Raw genomic sequence first — 18,608 nt, 5'->3', positions numbered from 1 at the left:
AAAAAACCGGTCTCCCCATTGGAGGCCGGTTTTATTTGTATTGTCTGATTCCCTTGCTTCCCTTTGTCATTTCTTCCATTACATTGATAAAAAATCCGAATCCGAAAAGCAGCATGGAAGAAACCATAATGCTTAAGCCGATGGATAATACATACTCGCCTGTGATGCCGCTTACAAAAAAGCCTGATATAAAAACAATGAAACCTAATATAATACCTGCTGCTGTACTATTCCTGAAAAAATGCAGTACGCGCTGCTGTTGAAGTGTCATTTCCCCATCTCCTTTTATTTAATATTCTAACTATGTTCACAAATTTGTCAAACTTTTTGTCACAAATTTGTCAAAATTATTTCATAAAAAAAAAGCTCTGCAAGCTGCAAAGCGATTTTCTATTGATATAGCTTTTTAATGTTCTCCAAATCTTTCTTCAGACTGCATATTTCCTGCCGGGTCAGCATGAGCGGCATTTGATCGTAGAGTGTAATGATTTGCCCTCCCTCATCTTCTTCATGAAGGGATAGATAGTTATACAGAGTTTCGCATTGATTTTTGTTGAGAACTGACTGGGTACTGAAGCTTTTTACTTTCTGGATTTCAAAGGCACTGGCTTCCGCATCAAAAACACCTGTGATAATATTTCCCTGCAATGTATTGGCCAAAGTCTTCACTCCCCTTTTTTAAGTAATATACCCATTTTTCAGAAGTAATTTCCTAATATATTGGCTTTGGTTAGAAAGATTATTGTTCCGTTAAAGGCATTTAAACAAAAACGGGGAAGGAAAAAGCTGTGTAAAAATGAAATATATGATATACCAAATTAAATAAAGGAGAGAATTCTATGAGTAAATCATTTATTGAACAAGTACATTATATTAGAATTCCTGTAAAAGATTTAGAGCTGTCTGCCCAATGGTATAAAGATGTATTAGGGCTCCAGTTACTAAACAATACTGGAGAACTTGCAATTTTAAAAGTAAATGAAGGACCTTTCTTACTGATCTTAGTTCCTACCGAAGATGAAACTTTTGCTCATTTTACAATTGATAATGAACAAGAATTTAGCATTGGGTTTACAAGTCCAGAATTATCTAAATTTCATCAGCACTTAATTGAGAATCAAGTTAAGGTCGAGGATATAAAAGAAGATAATGGTCATGCCTTTTTCCACTTTTATGACCCAAATGGCAATAAACTTCAAGTACACTGGTAAGATTATAATAAATAGCTCATTTTTAACGGTATTGGAACGGGAACGCCCAAACCAGACGTTCCCATAATTCTTCCTGAAAACAACTTTTTATCAATCAAATCCGATATATAAAAAACCTCTCTGAAATATTTCAGAGAGGCGGACATTATTAGGAAGCATTCTTTTGAGTTTGAAGTCTTTCATCCGATTTTTTTATGATTAATCTCGGTGCCGATGAAATAATTAATACGGCCAGGATTGAGCAGAGAATTGCCGCTCCGAGCATGGTTGCGCCGTTTGCCAGGAAGGAAAAGAGAACCGGTGACATCCCTTCTGGTGCATAGCTTCCGAAGAAAAGTACACCTGCTATGAAATGCCAGAAATACCGGGCAAGGCTTCCGGCAAATACGGCTAAGACAACCCATGACAATGCCTTCTTCTTGTTACCTGCCCGCAGCTGATTTTGGATGACGCCGTAAAACAAGCCGGCAAACCCGATACAGGCAAAAGCCACAAAATACTCAATAAATGCCTGTATCGGAGTGGCAATCCAGGCATCCCCCATGGCAATCTGCAAAATCCCCCATAAGAGGCCTGCAATAAAGCTGACCTTAAAGCCCCACCTGAAAGCCAGAATGAAAATCGGAATCATCGCGGCAGAGATGGAAATGGATGGCGACAGCTTGATGGATGGCAGAAAATCAAGAATGATAGCAAAGGCAGCAAAAAATGAAGCCTCTATCATCGCCGTCAGGCTTAATTTTTTCATAAAAAAAATCCCCCTTCAATCGTATGACGATACCCCAAGGGAGAACAAGCAGGCAGAAAACTATCTGCCTATCATTCCACATTCCTGCGCTAGCATTAACTAACAGGTTCAAAGGGTCAGAACAGCGGACTGTTCACTCTCAGCGATATGCTCCCCTTGTGGTACGTTATTAAATTATCCGCTTTTAGTATATATGAAATTCATGATGGTGAAAAGGATTTATTTTCCCTCGTTTATGATAATCTGTTTATCCCACTTTCCGATGCGGTAATACATATAGGCGATGAAACTGCTTATTGCAAAGCTGACACCCATACCAGTAGCTATGCCTTTATCACCCATAAACTTTGAAAATGCAAATGTTAAAGGATAGCGCAGGATCCAGAATGAAATGATATTCAGTATCAGCACTTGAAACATCGCACCAGAAGCTCTAACCACACCATTCAATACAAAATTAATACCCAGAAGCGGATAAAAAAAGGCAATGATCTTTAAATATTCAGTGCCGTAGTGAACTGATTTTTTATCCTGGATAAACAGGCGCACCCCGTGTTCTGCAAATAAGACCGTCCCAAGGGCGATGAGAAACATGATTCCAAGATTGTAAATGACTCCGTACAACGCAATCTGATGCACCCGTTCCCATTGATTTCCCCCTATATTTTGACCCGCCATACTGTTGACTGCAGTTCCCAATGCCATCGCAGGAAGCATAATGATGCTGTCAATGCGCTGTGCGGCACCAAATCCGGCTACCACGTCACTGCCAAAGGATGTGACGACAGACATAATGGCCATAACACCAGCCGATATGACAGTCATTTGGAGCCCTGAAGGGATGCCAAGCTTGAATATCAATGCTGCCTCCTCTTTATGCGGCCAAGAAGGAATAGTGAATGGTGCCAGCTTTTTGCGGAGTATGAATATCATTCCGATTATAAATGCTGCGCCCTGTGATACGATTGTTGCATATGCGGCCCCCTCAATACCAAGCTTGAATACAGAAATAAAAAGAGGATCGAGTATTGCATTTAATACGACTGCTATCAGGACAAAGTACAGAGGATTTTTGCTGTCTCCAAGCGCTCTGAGTATAGTTCCTATAAAATTGTAGCCAAATAAAAACAGAATTCCAATAAAGTTAATCTGCAAATAGGATGCTGCTCCTTCGGCCATTCCCGCAGGTGTGCCCATTAAGGTTAAAATCCTTTCGGCAAGCAGGAATCCGGCTGTTCCGAGAACAACTGACAAAATTGTCTGAATGACGGTAAAAGCATTTAGATATCGTTTCAGCCCCTCTTCGTGATCTCCCCCCTTCTGCTGGGATAAAATCGTTAACGCAGCATTGTTTATGCCGATGATAAAAGAAAGTACTGTAAAGATTACAGTGCCTGAAACTGCGACAGCTCCCAATGCATCAGCCCCCAGCAAATTCCCGACCCACAGACTATCTACAAATTGATAGGAAACCTGCAGGAAATTAGTGAGCATAATGGGAGTTGAGAACACCAGCAGCTGTTTGAGTATATTTCCTTTTGTAAAATCCTGCTGAGCCATCTTTACACCTTCCTAATTTTTTTCATAGTTTCTATTATTAACTATTTCACTTTCAGTTTCCATTTTTATGGTTTTGTGAATTATTAAGTTTCTAAAAAATTAATTTTCTTAACCGATGTCACATTTTTTTCACATATTACTGGCATCTGAACGCTGTTGTAGCACACTTTGTAAAAAATAAAATTATTTTTCCATAATTTACAACGTTTAAAAAGTATAAAACCCTGTATTTAACAATTTTAATTTCTTATAATGTAGATATGTTCAATGAGGAGGGAAATAGTTGAAATCACGTCTTAAGAAGCCTTCGACGATTATTTCTATTGCATTGGTAGTCACGGTGATTTTGGCGGCGGTTATTTGGACCGTACAAGCAGGAAAAAAGGATGTGACTGTTCCGTTCTCTTCTGTGGAAAAAATTATAGCTTCCCAGGATGGAAAGACTGTTGCAGTACAGGAATATAAAAATGGAAAGCTGCTGATCACAGCTCCTGATGGTGAGTACATCTCCCATGTGCCTCCCAACAGCGAGATGGTTGATAAATTAGTAGAAACCTATAATATACAATATTCGTTCGCAACCACAGGACCTTATACGCCATGGATTCTTGGCGGTGTAGTCCTTTTGTTCATAGCAATCGGAATTTACCTGTTTAAGTCAGGAAAAGGTGGCATGGGCGCTACAAATACTATGAAGCAAAGTGTCTCGAAGCCAAAAGCCCTTCCTTCTATTTCGCTTGAAGATGTTGGCGGAATTCAGGAAGAAATGAAAGAGGAAATTATGCAGACTCTTTCCATTTTAAAAGAACCTGAGCGCTCTTTAAAAATGGGGATCAGGCCGCCGAAGGGGATTCTTTTATACGGGCCTCCCGGAACGGGAAAAACCTTGCTGGCTCAGGCAATTGCCAAGGAACTTGGAGCAACTTTCTTTTCAACAAGCGGTTCCGGGTTTAATGAATTATTCGTAGGTGTTGGTGCATCCCGTGTCAGAAACCTTTTCCAGAATGCCAGAAAGCATTCTCCTGCTGTCGTCTTTATTGACGAAGTAGATGCACTTGCTGGACGAAGAAAGCAGCATGGCGGAGAAGAAAGTGAAAAAACGTTAACTGAACTGCTGGTCCAGCTGGACGGCGGACATTCCAATGATGGAATATTATTTATTGCCGCCACAAACCGGAAGGATATGCTCGACGAAGCATTCCTGCGTCCTGGACGGATTGACTTCTCCTTCAACGTTCCTCTTCCAGATACAAAGGGACGGAGAGAGATCATTAACATTCATACACGAAATAGATTACTGGCTGAAGATGTAATGACAACTCTTGGAGATCTGGCAGAAAGCACTTCCGGTTTTTCAGGTGCAGATCTTCATTCCCTATTCGAAACGGCAAGCCGCAGAGCAGTCCGAAACGGCCAGGAAATTATCTCAAAAGAAGATTTGGATTACGCTCTGGACCGTACTATTCTGGGAACCACCACACGTGCTTTACAGGATGCCGGAACGAAGCAGCGGGTTGCAATCCATGAAGCTGGCCATGCATTAGTGGCTGCTTTAACAAAACCTGGATCCGTTAGGAAAGCAACCATTATTCCGCGTGGCGAAGCGCTTGGGTATGTAGCTCCTATCCAAAAAGAACTTCATTTATCGACAACAAGTGAATTGCTGGACCAGGTCGCGATGATTCTCGCTGGCGGTGTATCAGAACGAATGATTCTTGGCGAGCACAGTATTGGGGTAAGCGGTGATGTAAAACAAGCGAAGCATATCATAGAGCAAATGGTTGATACAGGGTTACTTGATAACGGCTTCGAGCTTACTTTCAACAAAGGACAAAAAGAAGCTAAAATGCAGGATCTATTCCAAAAAGCACTAGAAAGATGCGAATTGATTATCGCCAATCATCAGCCTCAATTTGAGAAACTGGTAGAAGCCCTTCTGGAGAAAGAAACATTGGAAGGCATTGAAGTCCAGGAGATTGCTGGAGAATTGAAGGCAGAAATGGTTATAGCATGATATCGGAACCGGCCCCTGCCTTGGGGCTGGTTTTTCTTTTTAAACTTTGTCTATTATAATAATATTATGTAAAGTTTATTTGAAAAGCCTCCTAATATAGAAGGCTTTTCCTGCTATCCCCTGCCGGATGCTCTGCCTCTAATAAAGTTAACCACAATGATGATTGCTGCGATTACCAGCAGAATATGAATAATGCCTCCAGCTACTTTAAATATTAATCCAAGAATCCATAATACAAGCAGAATACCAGCTAATGTCCAAAGCATACAGGTCACCCCCTTCGCTTTTGATTTATTCCTTACATACCCCTTTATAGTCAAGATAATGCCTTAATTGCTGAAATACTGACATTGTTATTTTTTGCAATGGATAGTTATTTTAATCCTGAAAGTTTTTCAAATACCCTTATTTTTCATCAGCAGTATCTGCATCCTTTCCCCGTCTTTGCATATACTATATTCACGGCCGCCCACCTCTTCTAAACGCCATCGTTGCGGGACTAACCAGACCGGAATGTGGGTGGCCACCTGTATAGGTGACAGGTACCTATACCACCACTGGACCACTTTCACACACACCATTAAAGCTGCAGACCGCTAAGGGGTTGCAGCTTTTATTTTTAAGGTCCGTCATCAATCAGTTCGTAGCCTGGAATCAGTTCTGACAGCGGCACAATTTGGGCTTTCTCTTTATATACAGGTATATATTCTTTAAGCACACTAACCATCTTTGTCCCTGTGATGCCGACATGGCCGATTGCGATGATGCGTTCGTTTTTGACGAGTTTTTCAGCAAGTCTGTCAGCCTGTTTTGTGATATGTGCTGTCGTGTAAATATCATCGAAGAAAATATTGTTTTCGACATAAGGAACACCAATTTCATTTGCCAGCTTGCCGACGACGCTTTTTCCGGTTGTTTTGCTGTCAAGATAAAATAATCCGTGTTCTTTACATACTTCAAGGACAACTCTCATGACCCGTTCATTTTCAGTGGCTCTTGAACCCATATGATGATTCATGCCGACCGCATGGGGCACTTCTTTAATGGCGCTCTCTACTCTGCTGCGGATTTCTTCATCTGTTAAATCTGTTGTGATGGCCCCCGGCCCAAGCCAGCTCCTTTTTCCTCTTTTCGGCTCCATCGGCATATGAACAATTACTTCATGCCCATTTTTATTTGCCAGTTCTGCATCTTCTTTTGTCGTTGGCATAAAAGGCATGATGGCAGCCGTCAAGGTTACCGGCAGTTCCATCATTTCTTTTGTTCCCTTCATATTGTTCCCAAGATCGTCAATGACAATGGCCAATTCAGGTTTTTGAGAGGCAGCACTTATGGGAGTACCTATACTTCCGAATGAAAAAATCAATACAAATATGCTGAAGAATCTCTTCATTTTTCCATCCTCCTTTGCGCTAGCATTCCCTGATTCCCTAAATCCGTTCCAATACAAAAACTGCCAGGATCTTAAATCCTGGCAGTACTTTATCGCAGTCTAACGGGCAGTAAGACCCCCACTTCAAGACTCAGAAGAATTATTGTAAGATAAGTGGGGAACAAACTGCCCGCAAAGGCCGAAAAGCGAACAAAGACTAAGAACGCCACGTCCTCCCAAAGCTGCTGCTTTCGGTCGTGCGATGTATCGCTGCCGTAGCTTTCCTTGTCCTGTGGCAACTTCTTTGTGACCCACTTCCTGTGGGCCTCAACTAACAATCAGCGGGGAGAAAAGCATTCCCCACTGATTGAAGTTTCACTTTATTTCTTATGCATTTTAAACTCAAGGAAAAGCTCATTATAATAAGCGAGCATCCTTTTTCCCAGGTTCTCATAAACCTCCAGCCGCGCTGTCATTTCTTCATCCGGATAAAATCGTTCGTCAGAGATTGTTTCTTCGTCCATATATTTCAGCGCCTCTTTATTTGGCGTCGAATACCCGACGTATTCTGTATTTTGCGCCGCATTTTCCGGGTCAAGGATGAAATTCATAAACTGGTGTGCCGCTTCCGGGTTTTTAGCAGTCTTAGGGATGACCATATTATCAAACCAGAGATTGGAGCCTTCTTCCGGAACTACATATTCAAGATTATCCTTCTCCCACATAAGCTCCTGTGCCGTGCCGGACCAAACCACGCCAATGCCGGCTTCATCATTTTCCATCAGCATTCTGATTTCATCACCCACAATAGCTTTAATGTTAGGTGTAAGGCGATCGAGTTTTTCTTTAGCTTCGATCAAATGGTCTTTATCTTTGTCATTCAGAGAATAATGAAGACTGTTGAGCCCCATGCCCATTACTTCCCTTGCCCCATCAATCAGGAGGATCTGGTTTTTTAATTCAGGGTCCCACAGATCATTCCAGCTCGTGATTTCTTTATCACCCAAAATATCGGTGTTATAAAGAATACCGACTGTGCCCCAGAAATAGGGAATTGAATACTCATTTTCAGGATCAAAAGGCAGGTCCATAAAACGCGGATCAATATATTTCAGGTTTGGAATTTTAGAATGATCAACCGGCAGCAGCAGGTTTTCTTCCTTCATTTTTTCTATCGCATATTCTGATGGAACTGCAATATCATAAGCTGTGCCGCCCTGTTCAATTTTCGTCATCATCGCTTCATTGGAATCGAATGTTTCATAGATGACTTTAATGCCTGTTTCCTGTTCGAACTTATCGACCAGGTCTGCATCAATATAATCGCCCCAGTTAAAAATGGTCAATGTATTGCCGCTTGTGTAGCCCTGGGAGGAATTCAGCCCGGAAACGATGTACAACAAGGCGAATGAAACGATTAATACGGCGGCGAGCGCCTGAATAAGCTTCTTCATTGCCTTACCCCCATTCCATTCGGCTTCTCATTGCGCTTTGTAATAAAGTAATAGCCTGTAACCAGAATGATGGTAAATAGGAAAAGCAAAGCGGATAAAGCATTGATATTTAGTGAAACTCCTCTTCTTGCCAGGGAATAAATCTCAACAGACAAAGTGGTAAAGCCATTGCCTGTAACAAAGAAAGTGACGGCAAAATCATCCAGAGAATAGGTCAGGGCCATAAAAAAGCCTGCGAAAATTCCAGGAGTGATATAAGGGAGAATGACCTTAGTCAGAACATCCAACCTGCTGGCCCCAAGATCCATGGCAGCATAAATCATCGATGTGCTCATCTCTTCAATCTTAGGCAAAACCATCAGAACGACAATCGGAACACTGAAAGCGATGTGTGCCAGTAAAACAGATACAAATCCAAGCTTAAGTCCGATCATCGTAAAAAGAATTAAAAACGACGCGCCAATAATGACATCCGGACTGACAATCAGCACATTATTCAGTGACAGCAGCGTGTTTTTTACTCTGCGTTTTCGTGCATAAGCAATTGCAAGTGCCCCGGCCACTCCAATGATGGTGGATATCGCTGCAGATAAAAGAGCAATAATCACAGTGTTCAGGACAATAATGAGCAATCGGGTATCCGCAAACAGCTCCCGATACCAATCCAAAGTAAATCCTTCGAACTGATACATGGTTCCTCCGCTGTTGAAAGAATAAAATATTAAGTAAAAGATCGGGGCGTACAGGATGATAAAGATAAGAGCCAAGTAAACTGCCGGCCATTTCCTGTTCTTTTTCATTTATAAGATCCCCCGCTTTCTTCTGCCTGTCAGCACCATAATGAGTACCATGGCAATAATCAGGAAGACGGCAATGGTAGAGCCCATTCCCCAATCCTGTGTTACAAGAAAGTGCTGCTCAATGGCGGTTCCAAGAGTAATGACACGGTTTCCTGCAATCAGTCTTGTCAGCATGAATAAAGATAAAGCAGGGATAAAGACAATCTGGCATCCTGCTTTCACGCCATCCAGTGTCAAAGGAAAGATAACACGCTTGAATGTTACCCAGGAAGAACCGCCCAAATCATTGGAAGCATCCAAAAGCGTTGGATTCAATTCATCTAAAGAATTAAATATCGGCAATATCATAAAAGGAAGAAATATATAGACCGACACAAAGATAAAGCTGAAATCCGTAAACAGGATTTGTCTTCCGCCGATTCCCATCGCTTCCAGAAAGCTATTCGCAGCGCCGTATGTACCGAAGATGCCAAGGAAAGCATAGGCTTTCAAAAGCAGATTAATCCAGGATGGCAGGATGATTAATAACAGCCACAGCTGCTTATGCTTCGTTTTCGTAAGCAAATATGCAGTCGGATAAGCGATCAGCAATGAAAATAGCGTTATTAAAAAGGCATACCAAAAGGAGCTTAGCGTCATTTTTAAATAAACAGGCGTAAAGAATTTGCGATAATTCTCCAATGTGAAATGCCCTTCAATATCAAAGAACGAATAATACAGGACAAGAAGCAAAGGCGTCACAACAAAGAGGGCAATCCAAAGCACATAAGGAATTAAATAAAAATTGCGGGAATTAGTTTTCATGGCTTCCCTCTTCATAAGCTTCCAGACGCTTATCAAATTCCTCTTCGGTTTCCCCATGCCTCATGACGTGAATCGCTTCAGGGTCGAAATGAAGGCCAATTTGATCCCCGACGGTCGCCTTTTTGGTTGAATGGACGAGCCACTCATTGCCATCGCTGTCATAGCAGCTGATCTCATAATGCACTCCCCTGAATAGCTGGGAGTCAACTTTAACCTTCAGCTTCCCATCATCCGGGGCTGTAATAGCGAGATCTTCAGGCCGAATCACGATCTCAACCTCTTCATTGGGCTCAAAGCCTCCGTCAACACACTCAAATAACCTTCCGGCAAACTGGACCTGATAATCCTTGATCATCGTTCCGGCAACAATATTGGATTCACCAATAAAATCTGCTACAAAGCGATTGATCGGCTCGTCATAAATATCAGTAGGAGTACCGCTCTGTTCAATGCTTCCGCTGTTAAGCACGAAGATTTCATCTGACATGGCAAGTGCTTCTTCCTGGTCATGTGTTACGAAAATAAACGTGATGCCAAGATTCCTCTGCAGCTCTCTAAGTTCATACTGCATTTCGGTCCGCAGCTTCAGGTCAAGTGCGGATAGGGGCTCATCCAGGAGAATGACCTCAGGCTCATTAACAATGGCCCTTGCGATGGCAACACGCTGGCGCTGCCCTCCTGACATTTCTTTAATTTCCCGGTTTTCATAACCTTCAAGATTTACAAACTTCAGTGCTTCTTTTACTTTTTTCTCAATTTCCGCTTTCTTCATTTTTTTGATTTTTAAGCCGAATGCTATGTTTTCATATACATTCAGATGCGGAAACAGGGCATAGTCCTGAAAAACCGTGTTTACCTGCCTTTTGTTGGCGGGAACATGATTAATGACTTTTCCATTAAAATAGATATCCCCATCAGAAGGTTCAGTAAAGCCGGCAATCAGCCGCAAAATCGTCGTTTTCCCGCAGCCCGATGGACCCAGCAGGGTATAGAACTTCCCGCGTTCAATTTCAAAGCTGACATTTTTTAGAACTGGCGGATCATTATCATATCTTTTTGTCACCGAATTAAAACGGATAATGGTGTTATCTGTCATCTAACTCTCCCTATCTATCGAAATTTACAGCACGTATGCCTTGTTAAGTTCAAACGTATAATATCATAGATTGCCCGAAATCTGTCATATATTGCAATTACTATACAAAAATAACCCCGCATCTTGTATGCGGGATTTCGGTTGCTATACTCCCCGCTTATTGCCCCATACATAGGTATGCAGCTGCGGAAGTACTTTCACATCTGTCAGCTCATTGTCATGAATCGTTTTTTCAATAAGCCAGTCATATTTATCAAGGAGTCTCTGGAGTAAATTCCGGTCATCTGCTGTTACAGTATCATCATTTCCAACCTGCAGATAAAACGGAACCCCGGGATAACGCTTATGAACGTCTTTCGCATATTCATAATCCGCATCATCAAAAACAACGATCTTCAGAGAGAACTGCTGATCTTCCCTTCTGCCGGCCTGCAGTTTATTCACGATCAGATCAAGCACCTCGAAGTCCGTATTCATGCCCGAACTCGGCGGCTTTGGGGACAGGGTGAGTTCATCAATTTCATAAAACCAATCCTGCCAGCGGCTGCCCTGTGTTTCCAGGCAGAGCTTAATTCGTTCAGCTTTTAACAGAGCAATAAATTCACCCAAATTTTTCAGAAGAGCCGGATTGCCGCCTGAGATAGTTACAAAAGAAAATCCATTCCCGCCGAGTTCTTTAAGCTCCTTCCAAATTTCATCCGGTTCCATTTGGCGGATGCTGTCCTTCGCACTTCCATCCCAAGTAAAAGAGGAATCACACCAGCTGCAGGAATAATCACATCCTGCTGTACGGACGAACATCGTTTTCTGGCCAATCACCATTCCTTCCCCCTGAATGGTCGGCCCGAAGATTTCCAGTACAGGAATCTTACTCAACCTCCATCCACTCCCTTCTTGCCTCAGCATAGCTTGTTGGAGTTTCAAAAAGGCGCACAAATTCAACTCTTGCACCGTCATATTGCTCTATTCTGTTTTGCAGGCTTTCTTGCATTTTTTCATAAATCCAGACAACCATATTCTCAGCTGTCGTATTCATCGGCGGCAGCGTTTCATTCAGATACTTGTGGTCAAGAAATATCTCAATCTCATTTTTCCAGATTTCTTTTATGTCGCCGAAATCTATCATTAACCCTCTGTCATCCACAAATCCGCTTATGCCAAAAATCACCTTGTAGGTGTGGCCGTGCAGGTTTTTGCATTTGCCTTCATAACAATGCAGATGATGGGCTGAATCAAAAGTGAATTCCTTGCTGACCATTACACGCTTATGGTGGTATTTCAGCTGATCCGGCTTAATGTCTTCATTGATTTTTTGGAGTTTATCAACAATCCTAAATCCGTACATGGCTTAAAGCTCCCCCTTTTCATTGAGGTATTCTTCAAGGCCCTTTTGTCTTAAATGGCATGCAGGACACTCACCGCAGCCATCTGCCGGAATGCCGTTGTAACATGTCAGCGTATTATTACGCACATACTCAAGGGCATCCAAGTCATCTGCCAGCTTCCAGGTCTCAGCTTTATTGAGCCACATTAAAGGTGTATGGATCACAAACTGCCCATCCATAGACAGATTCAGTGTGACATTCAGTGATTTTATAAACATATCCCGGCAATCAGGGTAGCCGCTGAAATCTGTCTCACACACACCTGTAATAATATGCCTTGCATTGATTTGACTCGCAAGCACACCGGCAAATGACAGGAATAACAGGTTTCTCCCGGGTACAAATGTAGATGGAAGCCCGCCTTCCTCTCCATCCTTTACTTCAATATCATCACGGGTCAGTGCGTTTGGGGCAAGCTGATTCAACAGGGACATATCAAGGATATGATGCCTGATTCCCAGATCTTTTGCTATTTGCTGGGCACATTCAATTTCAAGCTTGTGCCGCTGATTATAATTAAAAGTGACTGCTTCCACCTCGGCAAAACGTTCCTTTGCCCAGAATAAGCAGGTAGTACTATCCTGGCCGCCGCTGAATACAACGAGCGCTTTATCATTTTCCATAAAAAATTCTCCTTTAACATAGAAAAAACAGGACCACTAAGAAAGCAGACCTGTTTTCCTTAGTTTTTTAAAGAGGGTAGCTAGAACCTCTACCGCATACACGGATTTTCTATTGAACTATCAGTTTATATTATCATCTTTACCGGAGTTTTAGAAGGTATTACTTATACTCAAATAAAAAGTTTTATAATTCTAAATCATGCAAAATATTATCGCAGTCTAACGGGCAGTAAGACCCCCACTTCAAGATTCAGAGGAATCAAAGGAGGATAAGTGGGGATCAAACTGCCCAATCTAGCTGCGGCTCCTAGGGGCTCGAGGTCATAAGCCAATCAGCTGGTGGGAAGAAAGGGACTTCCCTCCAGCTACTCGTCTTATGCTTGTCACCCCTGGGCAAGTCGCCTCGCTTTATAATGTAAAGGCCCGATTGGTGAGATACAGTGAAACTTGCCGATGCGCAGGCAGAGGCTTAGTTGAACCAATCGGGTTCGTAGTGTCGATTGATCGAAGCGCTAGCGGAGATCTTAGCGACACTAGAACGCGACTAACAATCAGTGGGGGATGAGGAAAACCCCCACTGATTGAAGTTTCACTTTATCTAATTTTCTGAATCTGCCTCCAGCAGGTCCCAGGCTGTAATGATGCCTTTTGGTTTTTCGGTCGGCTTTCCATTCTCGGTTACAATGATCCCTTCAAGTTTTTCATTTTTATTTCTGCTCTCCTCAAACATATCCTCTAAATCGAAAATAGAGGTATTCGTTCCGGCAAAGGCTATTTGGTGCTTCGATTTCTTGTTGAAAAGCTCTTTGATTTTCACCTTTTTCAGCTGGATCGTTTCTTCAGTAAAATGCTCTGCCATCCATTTTACAATATCCGCTGATGTTAACAGCCAGGAATATTCCTCTTCCCGCGAATAAATGGGAAACTGGGAATGCGAGAATTTATTGATAATGGCCAGTACATCTGAAAGCTTGCCATCTTCATAAAAATAAAATACCGGTGTGGCAGCAATCGAAATCGCGGTTTTGGGCTTTTCAAAATGGCCGGCAATCCGTTCAATTTTTTCCACCGTTTCCAGGTGCGGTTCTGCTATATAATAATCCAGATCAATTTTTTCATGAACAATAGCATTTCTCAGTTTGGCAAACTGATGTAAATCATCCTCATATAATCGAATCAGCGAATGGTTTTTCTGTATTTCAATCAGCTTATAAAACCTGTCTGTTCTGGCTTGTTTAGCAGATTGTTTCAAAGCCTTGTGAATTCGGTTAAAGGCTGCCTCAAATCTTTCTGATAAGTTCATTTCTCTATCTGCACCCACAATAATCTCTCCCTAATTCATAATGTCCCTACTTTATTCCCATATTAGAGGACAAAATAAACTATGAAGATTCTGGTTCGCCTTCCGGCAGAATAATTTGCACAAATAGAATTTTCAATCTATTATATGATATTATATTGTTTAGCTGAAGATATTGCATAAATATATAAGTTTACTAATAAATTTTTTCGCTCTAACGTGAATAAACATAGATTTCCCTTTTTTTAGGAAAGAATAATATGTGTATTTCGTCTCGGTGAAAAAGGCTATTTATTATTATTGAATAATATTTTCCAACCTTCAGCTCCTTACATTTAGTGCGAAAGCAGGTGAAATAATGGATTACACTGTACATCCTTTAGGAGATAATGCCGTTCTTATTGAACTTGGGAACGAAATCAGTGAGGATGCACATCAAAAAGTGCAGACACTGACAGCCTTTCTCGAGAAACATCCTCCGAATTGGATGATTGAATACATACCCGCTTATACAACCGTTACTGTTTTTTATAATCCATTTGAGATCTATCAGCTTTCAGATGGAGAACTTCCATTTGACTTCATATGTTCTCTCCTAAAACCGCTTATGGAAGAGCTGGGGGAAAATAAGGCAATGGAAGCAAGAATAGTGGAAATTCCGGTTTGCTACGGTGGAGAATTTGGCCCTGATCTTGATTATGTTGCCGAACATAATGGCCTTACCCCTGATGAAGTAATAGAAATTCACTCTTCAGGCAGCTATCTGGTCTATATGATCGGCTTTGCGCCAGGCTTCCCTTTTATCGGCGGAATGTCAGAACAAATTGCCGCGCCAAGACGGGATACACCACGGTTAAAAATTCCCGAACGTACAGTTGGGATTGCCGGGATGCAGACCGGGATTTACCCCATCGAGACGCCAGGAGGCTGGCAGCTGATCGGGCGTACTCCGGTTAAGCTGTTTCGCCCAATGGATGAATCCCCTACTTTGTTAAAAGCTGGCGATAAAATTAAATTCAGGCCAATCAGTCTGGAAGAATACCATCATTGGGAGGAGACGGATCAATGATTAAAGTGTTAAAGCCTGGACTCCTTTCAAGCATTCAGGATTTGGGGAGAACCGGCTATCAGAAGTTTGGCGTCATAGCCAGCGGGGCCATGGATCCTTTTTCACATCGGATGGCCAATCTGCTGTCCGGCAATGAGGAAAATGATCCTGCATTGGAAATAACGATGATGGGTCCAACCCTGACATTTGAAGAAGACACATTAATTTCAATCTGCGGCGGTGACCTTTCCCCTTCAATCAATGGCCAGCCAATTCGGACATGGCGCTCTGTTTTTGCGAAAAAAGGCAGTGAACTTAAATTCGGAGGATGCCAAAAAGGGTGCCGGGCCTATCTGGCTGTTTCCGGCGGTTTTGCCGTTCCGGAAGTAATGAACAGTAAATCCACTTACCTGCGCGCTGGGATTGGCGGCTTTAAAGGCAGAGCATTAAAGGCTGGAGATGTGCTGGAAACCGGCAAACCTTCCCTCCAGTCGTTGAAAATGAAGAACTATTTATCAAAGCAGCTCCTGGATAAAGCTTTTGTTGAAAACGACTGGGGCATTGCTCCAAAACTCATTCCGGAAACTGTGGGGAATCCGGAAATCAGAATCACCAGGGGCCGTCAATTTGATTTATTTACCTATGAAAGCAGGATTCAGCTATTTAATCATGCTTTCGAGGTGACAGCGCAATCTGACAGGATGGGATACAGATTGAAGGGCCCTGCCCTTGCCCTGTCAGAGCATGCTGAACAAATATCTGAGGCCGTCAATTTTGGGTCCATTCAGGTTCCGCCTGATGGGAATCCGATTGTCCTGCTTGCTGACAGGCAGACAACCGGCGGATATCCGAAAATTGGACAGGTTGCAGCTGTCGATCTTCCCTTTCTGGCACAAGCTAAACCAGGAGACGCCTTACGGTTTGCAGAGATATCAAATGAACAGGCGCAGCAATTACTCATTAAGAGAGAAATGAAATTAAAGGAGTTAAAACAAGGCATATTTTTAAAAACCAGAGGAGGAAATTAACATGCACATTGTAGACATTAACTGTGATATGGGAGAAAGCTTTGGTTCCTACAAAATGGGGCGGGATGAGGAAATTCTGGACCACATTACCTCAGCCAATATCGCCTGCGGCTTCCATGCCGGCGACCCGGCGACCATGAGAAAAACAGTCAGGATGGCGCTTGATAAAAATGTTGGCCTGGGTGTCCATCCGGGACTCCAGGATCTGCATGGTTTCGGCCGGAGAGATATAAATATCACCCCTCAGGAAGCCTATGACCTGGTGGTCTATCAGATTGGCGCTTTATATGCTTTTGTTAAATCAGAAGGCGGAAAGCTTCAACATGTTAAACCGCACGGTGCACTGTTCAACATGGCCTCAAAAAGCGCACCGTTATCGGAAGCAATCGCAGAAGCTGTTTACAAAGTGGATCCAGAACTGATTCTGTTCGGTCTCTCAGGGGGCGAACTGGTTAAAGCCGGCAGGAAGATTGGCCTCCGTTCTGCGAATGAAGTATTTTCAGACCGGACCTACCAGGAGGACGGATCGCTTACATCAAGAAGGGAGAGCAATGCACTAATTACAGATCACAGCGCTGCTGTTAATCAGGTAATCCGCATGGTCAAAGAAGGAAAAGTTCATTCTGTTCAGGGTACTGATGTTTCCATTGAGGCCAATACGATCTGCATCCACGGCGATGGTGAAAGCGCCCTGGAATTTGCCCAATATATCCCGAAGGCGCTTAATGAAGCGGGTATCCAGGTGGCAAAAATCAGTGAGTTTTTGAAATAAAATTGGTATAGATGGAGATAATGAACAATTGTGCAAGTGGCATTTATTGAGCGGATTGGTGCAGTTTATGGTGGATTCTCCCGTGCTTAACGACCTTAATCGAGCGGATTGATACCTTACACAGCAAATCTGCCAGCGCGAACAGCATAAAAAAACCACAAATTAATTTATTGGGGGAAAATGAATGAAAAAGCAATCTAATGCCAGTCTTTTACTTGGCGCTGCCTTCCTTATGGCTACATCTGCCATCGGACCAGGCTTTCTGACTCAGACGACCGTTTTTACAGAAACACTGCTTGCAAGCTTCGGGTTTGTCATTTTAATTTCTATTATTATCGATATTGGTGCACAGATGAATATCTGGCGAATTATTGCTGTGTCTGAAAAACGGGCCCAGGATATTGCCAATGATGTCCTGCCGGGCCTCGGATATTTCCTGGCTGCACTGATTGTCATGGGCGGACTGGCTTTTAATATCGGAAATATTGCCGGTGCCGGCTTAGGTACTAATGTTATATTCGGCATTTCTCCTGAATTCGGTGCTCTTTTAAGCGGAATTTTGGCGATCGGCATTTTTCTTGTAAAAGAAGCGGGAAAATTAATGGACCGCTTCACACAGATTTTAGGATTTGTCATGATTGGGCTTACTCTTTATGTTATGTTCACAGCACAGCCTCCTGTTGGTGAAGCTGTCGTCAAAACGTTTGTTCCAGACAAAATTGATATCCTGGCCATTATTACACTTGTCGGCGGTACGGTCGGCGGCTATATCACTTTTGCTGGCGGCCATCGCCTAATTGATGCAGGTGTCAAAGGAAAAGAAGCTCTTCCTGAAGTCACAAAGAGCTCTGTGAGTGCAATCGGGATTGCTTCCATAATGCGTATCTTCCTTTTCCTCGCAGCACTTGGTGTAGTTTCGCAAGGCTTGGCACTGGACCCATCCAACCCGCCAGCTTCTGTCTTCCAGCTGGCTGCGGGCAATATTGGCTATAAGATGTTTGGAGTCGTAATGTGGGCAGCTGCCATAACATCTGTAGTCGGTGCAGCTTATACATCTGTCTCTTTCATTCGGACATTAAGCCCTGCTGTCGAGAAATATCATAAATGGGTGATTGTCGGTTTTATTGCCGTTTCTACATTTGTTTTTGTTTTAATTGGAAAGCCGGTAAAAATCCTGGTTTTAGTGGGCTCATTAAACGGTTTAATCCTGCCAATTGCATTAGGAGTAATGCTGATTGCTGCCTATAAAACCAAAATTGTCGGCGATTATAAACATCCGCTCTGGATGACCATTTTCGGAGTCATTATCGTGATTGCCATGTCTTACATGGGGGTTTACTCATTAATCAACGGTATCCCTGAGCTGTTTAAATAAACATGAAAGGAGATTTTT

General features: G+C 42.6%; 20 protein-coding genes and 2 riboswitches. Of the genes, 6 read left to right on the top strand and 14 right to left on the bottom strand.

Annotated elements, in window-relative coordinates:
* Positions 1-31: 31 nt before the first annotated feature.
* Positions 32-271 (bottom strand): hypothetical protein, encoded by a 240-nt coding sequence (locus AC3WTL_RS05050; protein ID WP_048011948.1) that lies wholly within the window; start codon positions 269-271, stop codon positions 32-34.
* A 119-nt stretch (positions 272-390) separates the two neighbouring features.
* Positions 391-669, bottom strand: coding sequence for a hypothetical protein (locus tag AC3WTL_RS05045; RefSeq protein WP_492369150.1), 279 nt, complete (start codon positions 667-669; stop codon positions 391-393).
* Between the two features lie 170 nt (positions 670-839).
* Here AC3WTL_RS05045 and AC3WTL_RS05040 point away from each other — a divergent pair, with 170 nt between their 5' ends.
* Positions 840-1,211 (top strand): VOC family protein, encoded by a 372-nt coding sequence (locus AC3WTL_RS05040; RefSeq protein WP_248347392.1) that lies wholly within the window; start codon positions 840-842, stop codon positions 1,209-1,211.
* A gap of 148 nt (positions 1,212-1,359) precedes the next feature.
* Here AC3WTL_RS05040 and thiT read toward each other — a convergent pair whose 3' ends face one another.
* Together thiT and AC3WTL_RS05030 are read right to left on the bottom strand one after the other, a co-directional pair.
* The gene (thiT, locus tag AC3WTL_RS05035; RefSeq protein ID WP_048011945.1) at positions 1,360-1,959 is read right to left on the bottom strand and encodes an energy-coupled thiamine transporter ThiT; all 600 of its coding nucleotides are present in this window, start codon (positions 1,957-1,959) and stop codon (positions 1,360-1,362) included.
* Between the two features lie 64 nt (positions 1,960-2,023).
* Positions 2,024-2,126: riboswitch (TPP riboswitch) on the bottom strand.
* Between the two features lie 52 nt (positions 2,127-2,178).
* Positions 2,179-3,519, bottom strand: coding sequence for an MATE family efflux transporter (locus tag AC3WTL_RS05030; RefSeq protein ID WP_492369149.1), 1,341 nt, complete (start codon positions 3,517-3,519; stop codon positions 2,179-2,181).
* A 283-nt stretch (positions 3,520-3,802) separates the two neighbouring features.
* Between AC3WTL_RS05030 and AC3WTL_RS05025 the strand changes: the two genes are divergently transcribed.
* Positions 3,803-5,533 (top strand): AAA family ATPase, encoded by a 1,731-nt coding sequence (locus AC3WTL_RS05025; RefSeq protein ID WP_248347395.1) that lies wholly within the window; start codon positions 3,803-3,805, stop codon positions 5,531-5,533.
* Positions 5,534-5,646: 113 nt separating this feature from the next.
* On the opposite strand, the gene AC3WTL_RS05020 is transcribed toward AC3WTL_RS05025, so the two are convergent.
* The 10 genes from AC3WTL_RS05020 to AC3WTL_RS04975 all read right to left on the bottom strand — a co-directional run bounded on the left by AC3WTL_RS05020 (position 5,647) and on the right by AC3WTL_RS04975 (position 14,388).
* The gene (locus AC3WTL_RS05020; protein WP_113880971.1) at positions 5,647-5,799 is read right to left on the bottom strand and encodes a lmo0937 family membrane protein; all 153 of its coding nucleotides are present in this window, start codon (positions 5,797-5,799) and stop codon (positions 5,647-5,649) included.
* Positions 5,800-6,152: 353 nt separating this feature from the next.
* The gene (locus tag AC3WTL_RS05015) at positions 6,153-6,926 is read right to left on the bottom strand and encodes a divergent polysaccharide deacetylase family protein (RefSeq protein WP_197245798.1); all 774 of its coding nucleotides are present in this window, start codon (positions 6,924-6,926) and stop codon (positions 6,153-6,155) included.
* 359 nt (positions 6,927-7,285) lie between these two features.
* Positions 7,286-8,359, bottom strand: coding sequence for an ABC transporter substrate-binding protein (locus tag AC3WTL_RS05010; protein WP_197245796.1), 1,074 nt, complete (start codon positions 8,357-8,359; stop codon positions 7,286-7,288).
* On the bottom strand, positions 8,356-9,159 hold the full coding sequence (locus AC3WTL_RS05005; protein ID WP_061791717.1) for an ABC transporter permease: 804 nt from the start codon (positions 9,157-9,159) through the stop codon (positions 8,356-8,358). The genes AC3WTL_RS05010 and AC3WTL_RS05005 overlap by 4 nt, the downstream gene beginning before the upstream one ends.
* Positions 9,160-9,963 carry an ABC transporter permease gene (locus AC3WTL_RS05000; RefSeq protein WP_248347397.1) on the bottom strand — a complete coding sequence of 268 codons (804 nt, stop codon included), beginning with the start codon at positions 9,961-9,963 and terminating at the stop codon, positions 9,160-9,162.
* Positions 9,953-11,059, bottom strand: a complete 1,107-nt coding sequence (locus AC3WTL_RS04995; protein WP_076262260.1) for an ABC transporter ATP-binding protein — start codon at positions 11,057-11,059, stop codon at positions 9,953-9,955. Before AC3WTL_RS04995 ends, AC3WTL_RS05000 begins: the two co-directional genes overlap by 11 nt.
* 144 nt (positions 11,060-11,203) lie before the next feature.
* Complete coding sequence (gene queE, locus AC3WTL_RS04990; protein WP_197215254.1) at positions 11,204-11,935, bottom strand: 7-carboxy-7-deazaguanine synthase QueE; 732 nt, start codon at positions 11,933-11,935, stop codon at positions 11,204-11,206.
* On the bottom strand, positions 11,928-12,404 hold the full coding sequence (gene queD, locus AC3WTL_RS04985; RefSeq protein ID WP_163145070.1) for a 6-carboxytetrahydropterin synthase QueD: 477 nt from the start codon (positions 12,402-12,404) through the stop codon (positions 11,928-11,930). The genes queE and queD overlap by 8 nt, the downstream gene beginning before the upstream one ends.
* Before the next feature lie 3 nt (positions 12,405-12,407).
* Positions 12,408-13,067: a 7-cyano-7-deazaguanine synthase QueC gene (gene queC / locus AC3WTL_RS04980; RefSeq protein WP_492369148.1), complete on the bottom strand. Its 660-nt coding sequence runs from the start codon at positions 13,065-13,067 to the stop codon at positions 12,408-12,410.
* A gap of 53 nt (positions 13,068-13,120) precedes the next feature.
* A riboswitch (PreQ1 riboswitch) is annotated at positions 13,121-13,163 on the bottom strand.
* Between the two features lie 502 nt (positions 13,164-13,665).
* A complete protein-coding gene (locus AC3WTL_RS04975) occupies positions 13,666-14,388 on the bottom strand; it encodes a CBS domain-containing protein (protein WP_492369147.1) in 723 nt (240 codons plus the stop codon).
* Between the two features lie 337 nt (positions 14,389-14,725).
* On the opposite strand from AC3WTL_RS04975, the gene pxpB reads away from it, so the two are divergent.
* From pxpB to AC3WTL_RS04955, 4 genes are all read left to right on the top strand, one after another.
* Positions 14,726-15,436, top strand: a complete 711-nt coding sequence (gene pxpB / locus AC3WTL_RS04970; protein WP_492369146.1) for a 5-oxoprolinase subunit PxpB — start codon at positions 14,726-14,728, stop codon at positions 15,434-15,436.
* The gene (locus AC3WTL_RS04965) at positions 15,433-16,443 is read left to right on the top strand and encodes a 5-oxoprolinase subunit C family protein (RefSeq protein ID WP_492369145.1); all 1,011 of its coding nucleotides are present in this window, start codon (positions 15,433-15,435) and stop codon (positions 16,441-16,443) included. The genes pxpB and AC3WTL_RS04965 overlap by 4 nt, the downstream gene beginning before the upstream one ends.
* Before the next feature lies 1 nt (position 16,444).
* Complete coding sequence (locus AC3WTL_RS04960) at positions 16,445-17,215, top strand: LamB/YcsF family protein (protein ID WP_048011390.1); 771 nt, start codon at positions 16,445-16,447, stop codon at positions 17,213-17,215.
* 184 nt (positions 17,216-17,399) lie between these two features.
* On the top strand, positions 17,400-18,590 hold the full coding sequence (locus AC3WTL_RS04955) for an NRAMP family divalent metal transporter (protein WP_222500373.1): 1,191 nt from the start codon (positions 17,400-17,402) through the stop codon (positions 18,588-18,590).
* Positions 18,591-18,608 lie beyond the last annotated feature (18 nt).

This window comes from Cytobacillus sp. EB106-05-05-XG126 (assembly GCF_058791715.1).
This window is presented reverse-complemented; position numbering and strand designations above follow the sequence as displayed.

Bases quoted from the DNA above. Each gene is read 5' to 3' on its own strand.
- AC3WTL_RS05050 (WP_048011948.1), bottom strand. From the start codon at position 271: ATGACACTTCAACAGCAGCGCGTACTGCATTTTTTCAGGAATAGTACA.
- AC3WTL_RS05040 (WP_248347392.1), top strand. From the start codon at position 840: ATGAGTAAATCATTTATTGAACAAGTACATTATATTAGAATTCCTGTA.
- thiT (WP_048011945.1), bottom strand. From the start codon at position 1,959: ATGAAAAAATTAAGCCTGACGGCGATGATAGAGGCTTCATTTTTTGCT.
- AC3WTL_RS05030 (WP_492369149.1), bottom strand. From the start codon at position 3,519: ATGGCTCAGCAGGATTTTACAAAAGGAAATATACTCAAACAGCTGCTG.
- AC3WTL_RS05020 (WP_113880971.1), bottom strand. From the start codon at position 5,799: ATGCTTTGGACATTAGCTGGTATTCTGCTTGTATTATGGATTCTTGGA.
- AC3WTL_RS05015 (WP_197245798.1), bottom strand. From the start codon at position 6,926: ATGAAGAGATTCTTCAGCATATTTGTATTGATTTTTTCATTCGGAAGT.
- AC3WTL_RS05010 (WP_197245796.1), bottom strand. From the start codon at position 8,359: ATGAAGAAGCTTATTCAGGCGCTCGCCGCCGTATTAATCGTTTCATTC.
- AC3WTL_RS05005 (WP_061791717.1), bottom strand. From the start codon at position 9,159: ATGAAAAAGAACAGGAAATGGCCGGCAGTTTACTTGGCTCTTATCTTT.
- AC3WTL_RS05000 (WP_248347397.1), bottom strand. From the start codon at position 9,963: ATGAAAACTAATTCCCGCAATTTTTATTTAATTCCTTATGTGCTTTGG.
- AC3WTL_RS04995 (WP_076262260.1), bottom strand. From the start codon at position 11,059: ATGACAGATAACACCATTATCCGTTTTAATTCGGTGACAAAAAGATAT.
- queD (WP_163145070.1), bottom strand. From the start codon at position 12,404: ATGTACGGATTTAGGATTGTTGATAAACTCCAAAAAATCAATGAAGAC.
- queC (WP_492369148.1), bottom strand. From the start codon at position 13,067: ATGGAAAATGATAAAGCGCTCGTTGTATTCAGCGGCGGCCAGGATAGT.
- pxpB (WP_492369146.1), top strand. From the start codon at position 14,726: ATGGATTACACTGTACATCCTTTAGGAGATAATGCCGTTCTTATTGAA.
- AC3WTL_RS04965 (WP_492369145.1), top strand. From the start codon at position 15,433: ATGATTAAAGTGTTAAAGCCTGGACTCCTTTCAAGCATTCAGGATTTG.
- AC3WTL_RS04960 (WP_048011390.1), top strand. From the start codon at position 16,445: ATGCACATTGTAGACATTAACTGTGATATGGGAGAAAGCTTTGGTTCC.
- AC3WTL_RS04955 (WP_222500373.1), top strand. From the start codon at position 17,400: ATGAAAAAGCAATCTAATGCCAGTCTTTTACTTGGCGCTGCCTTCCTT.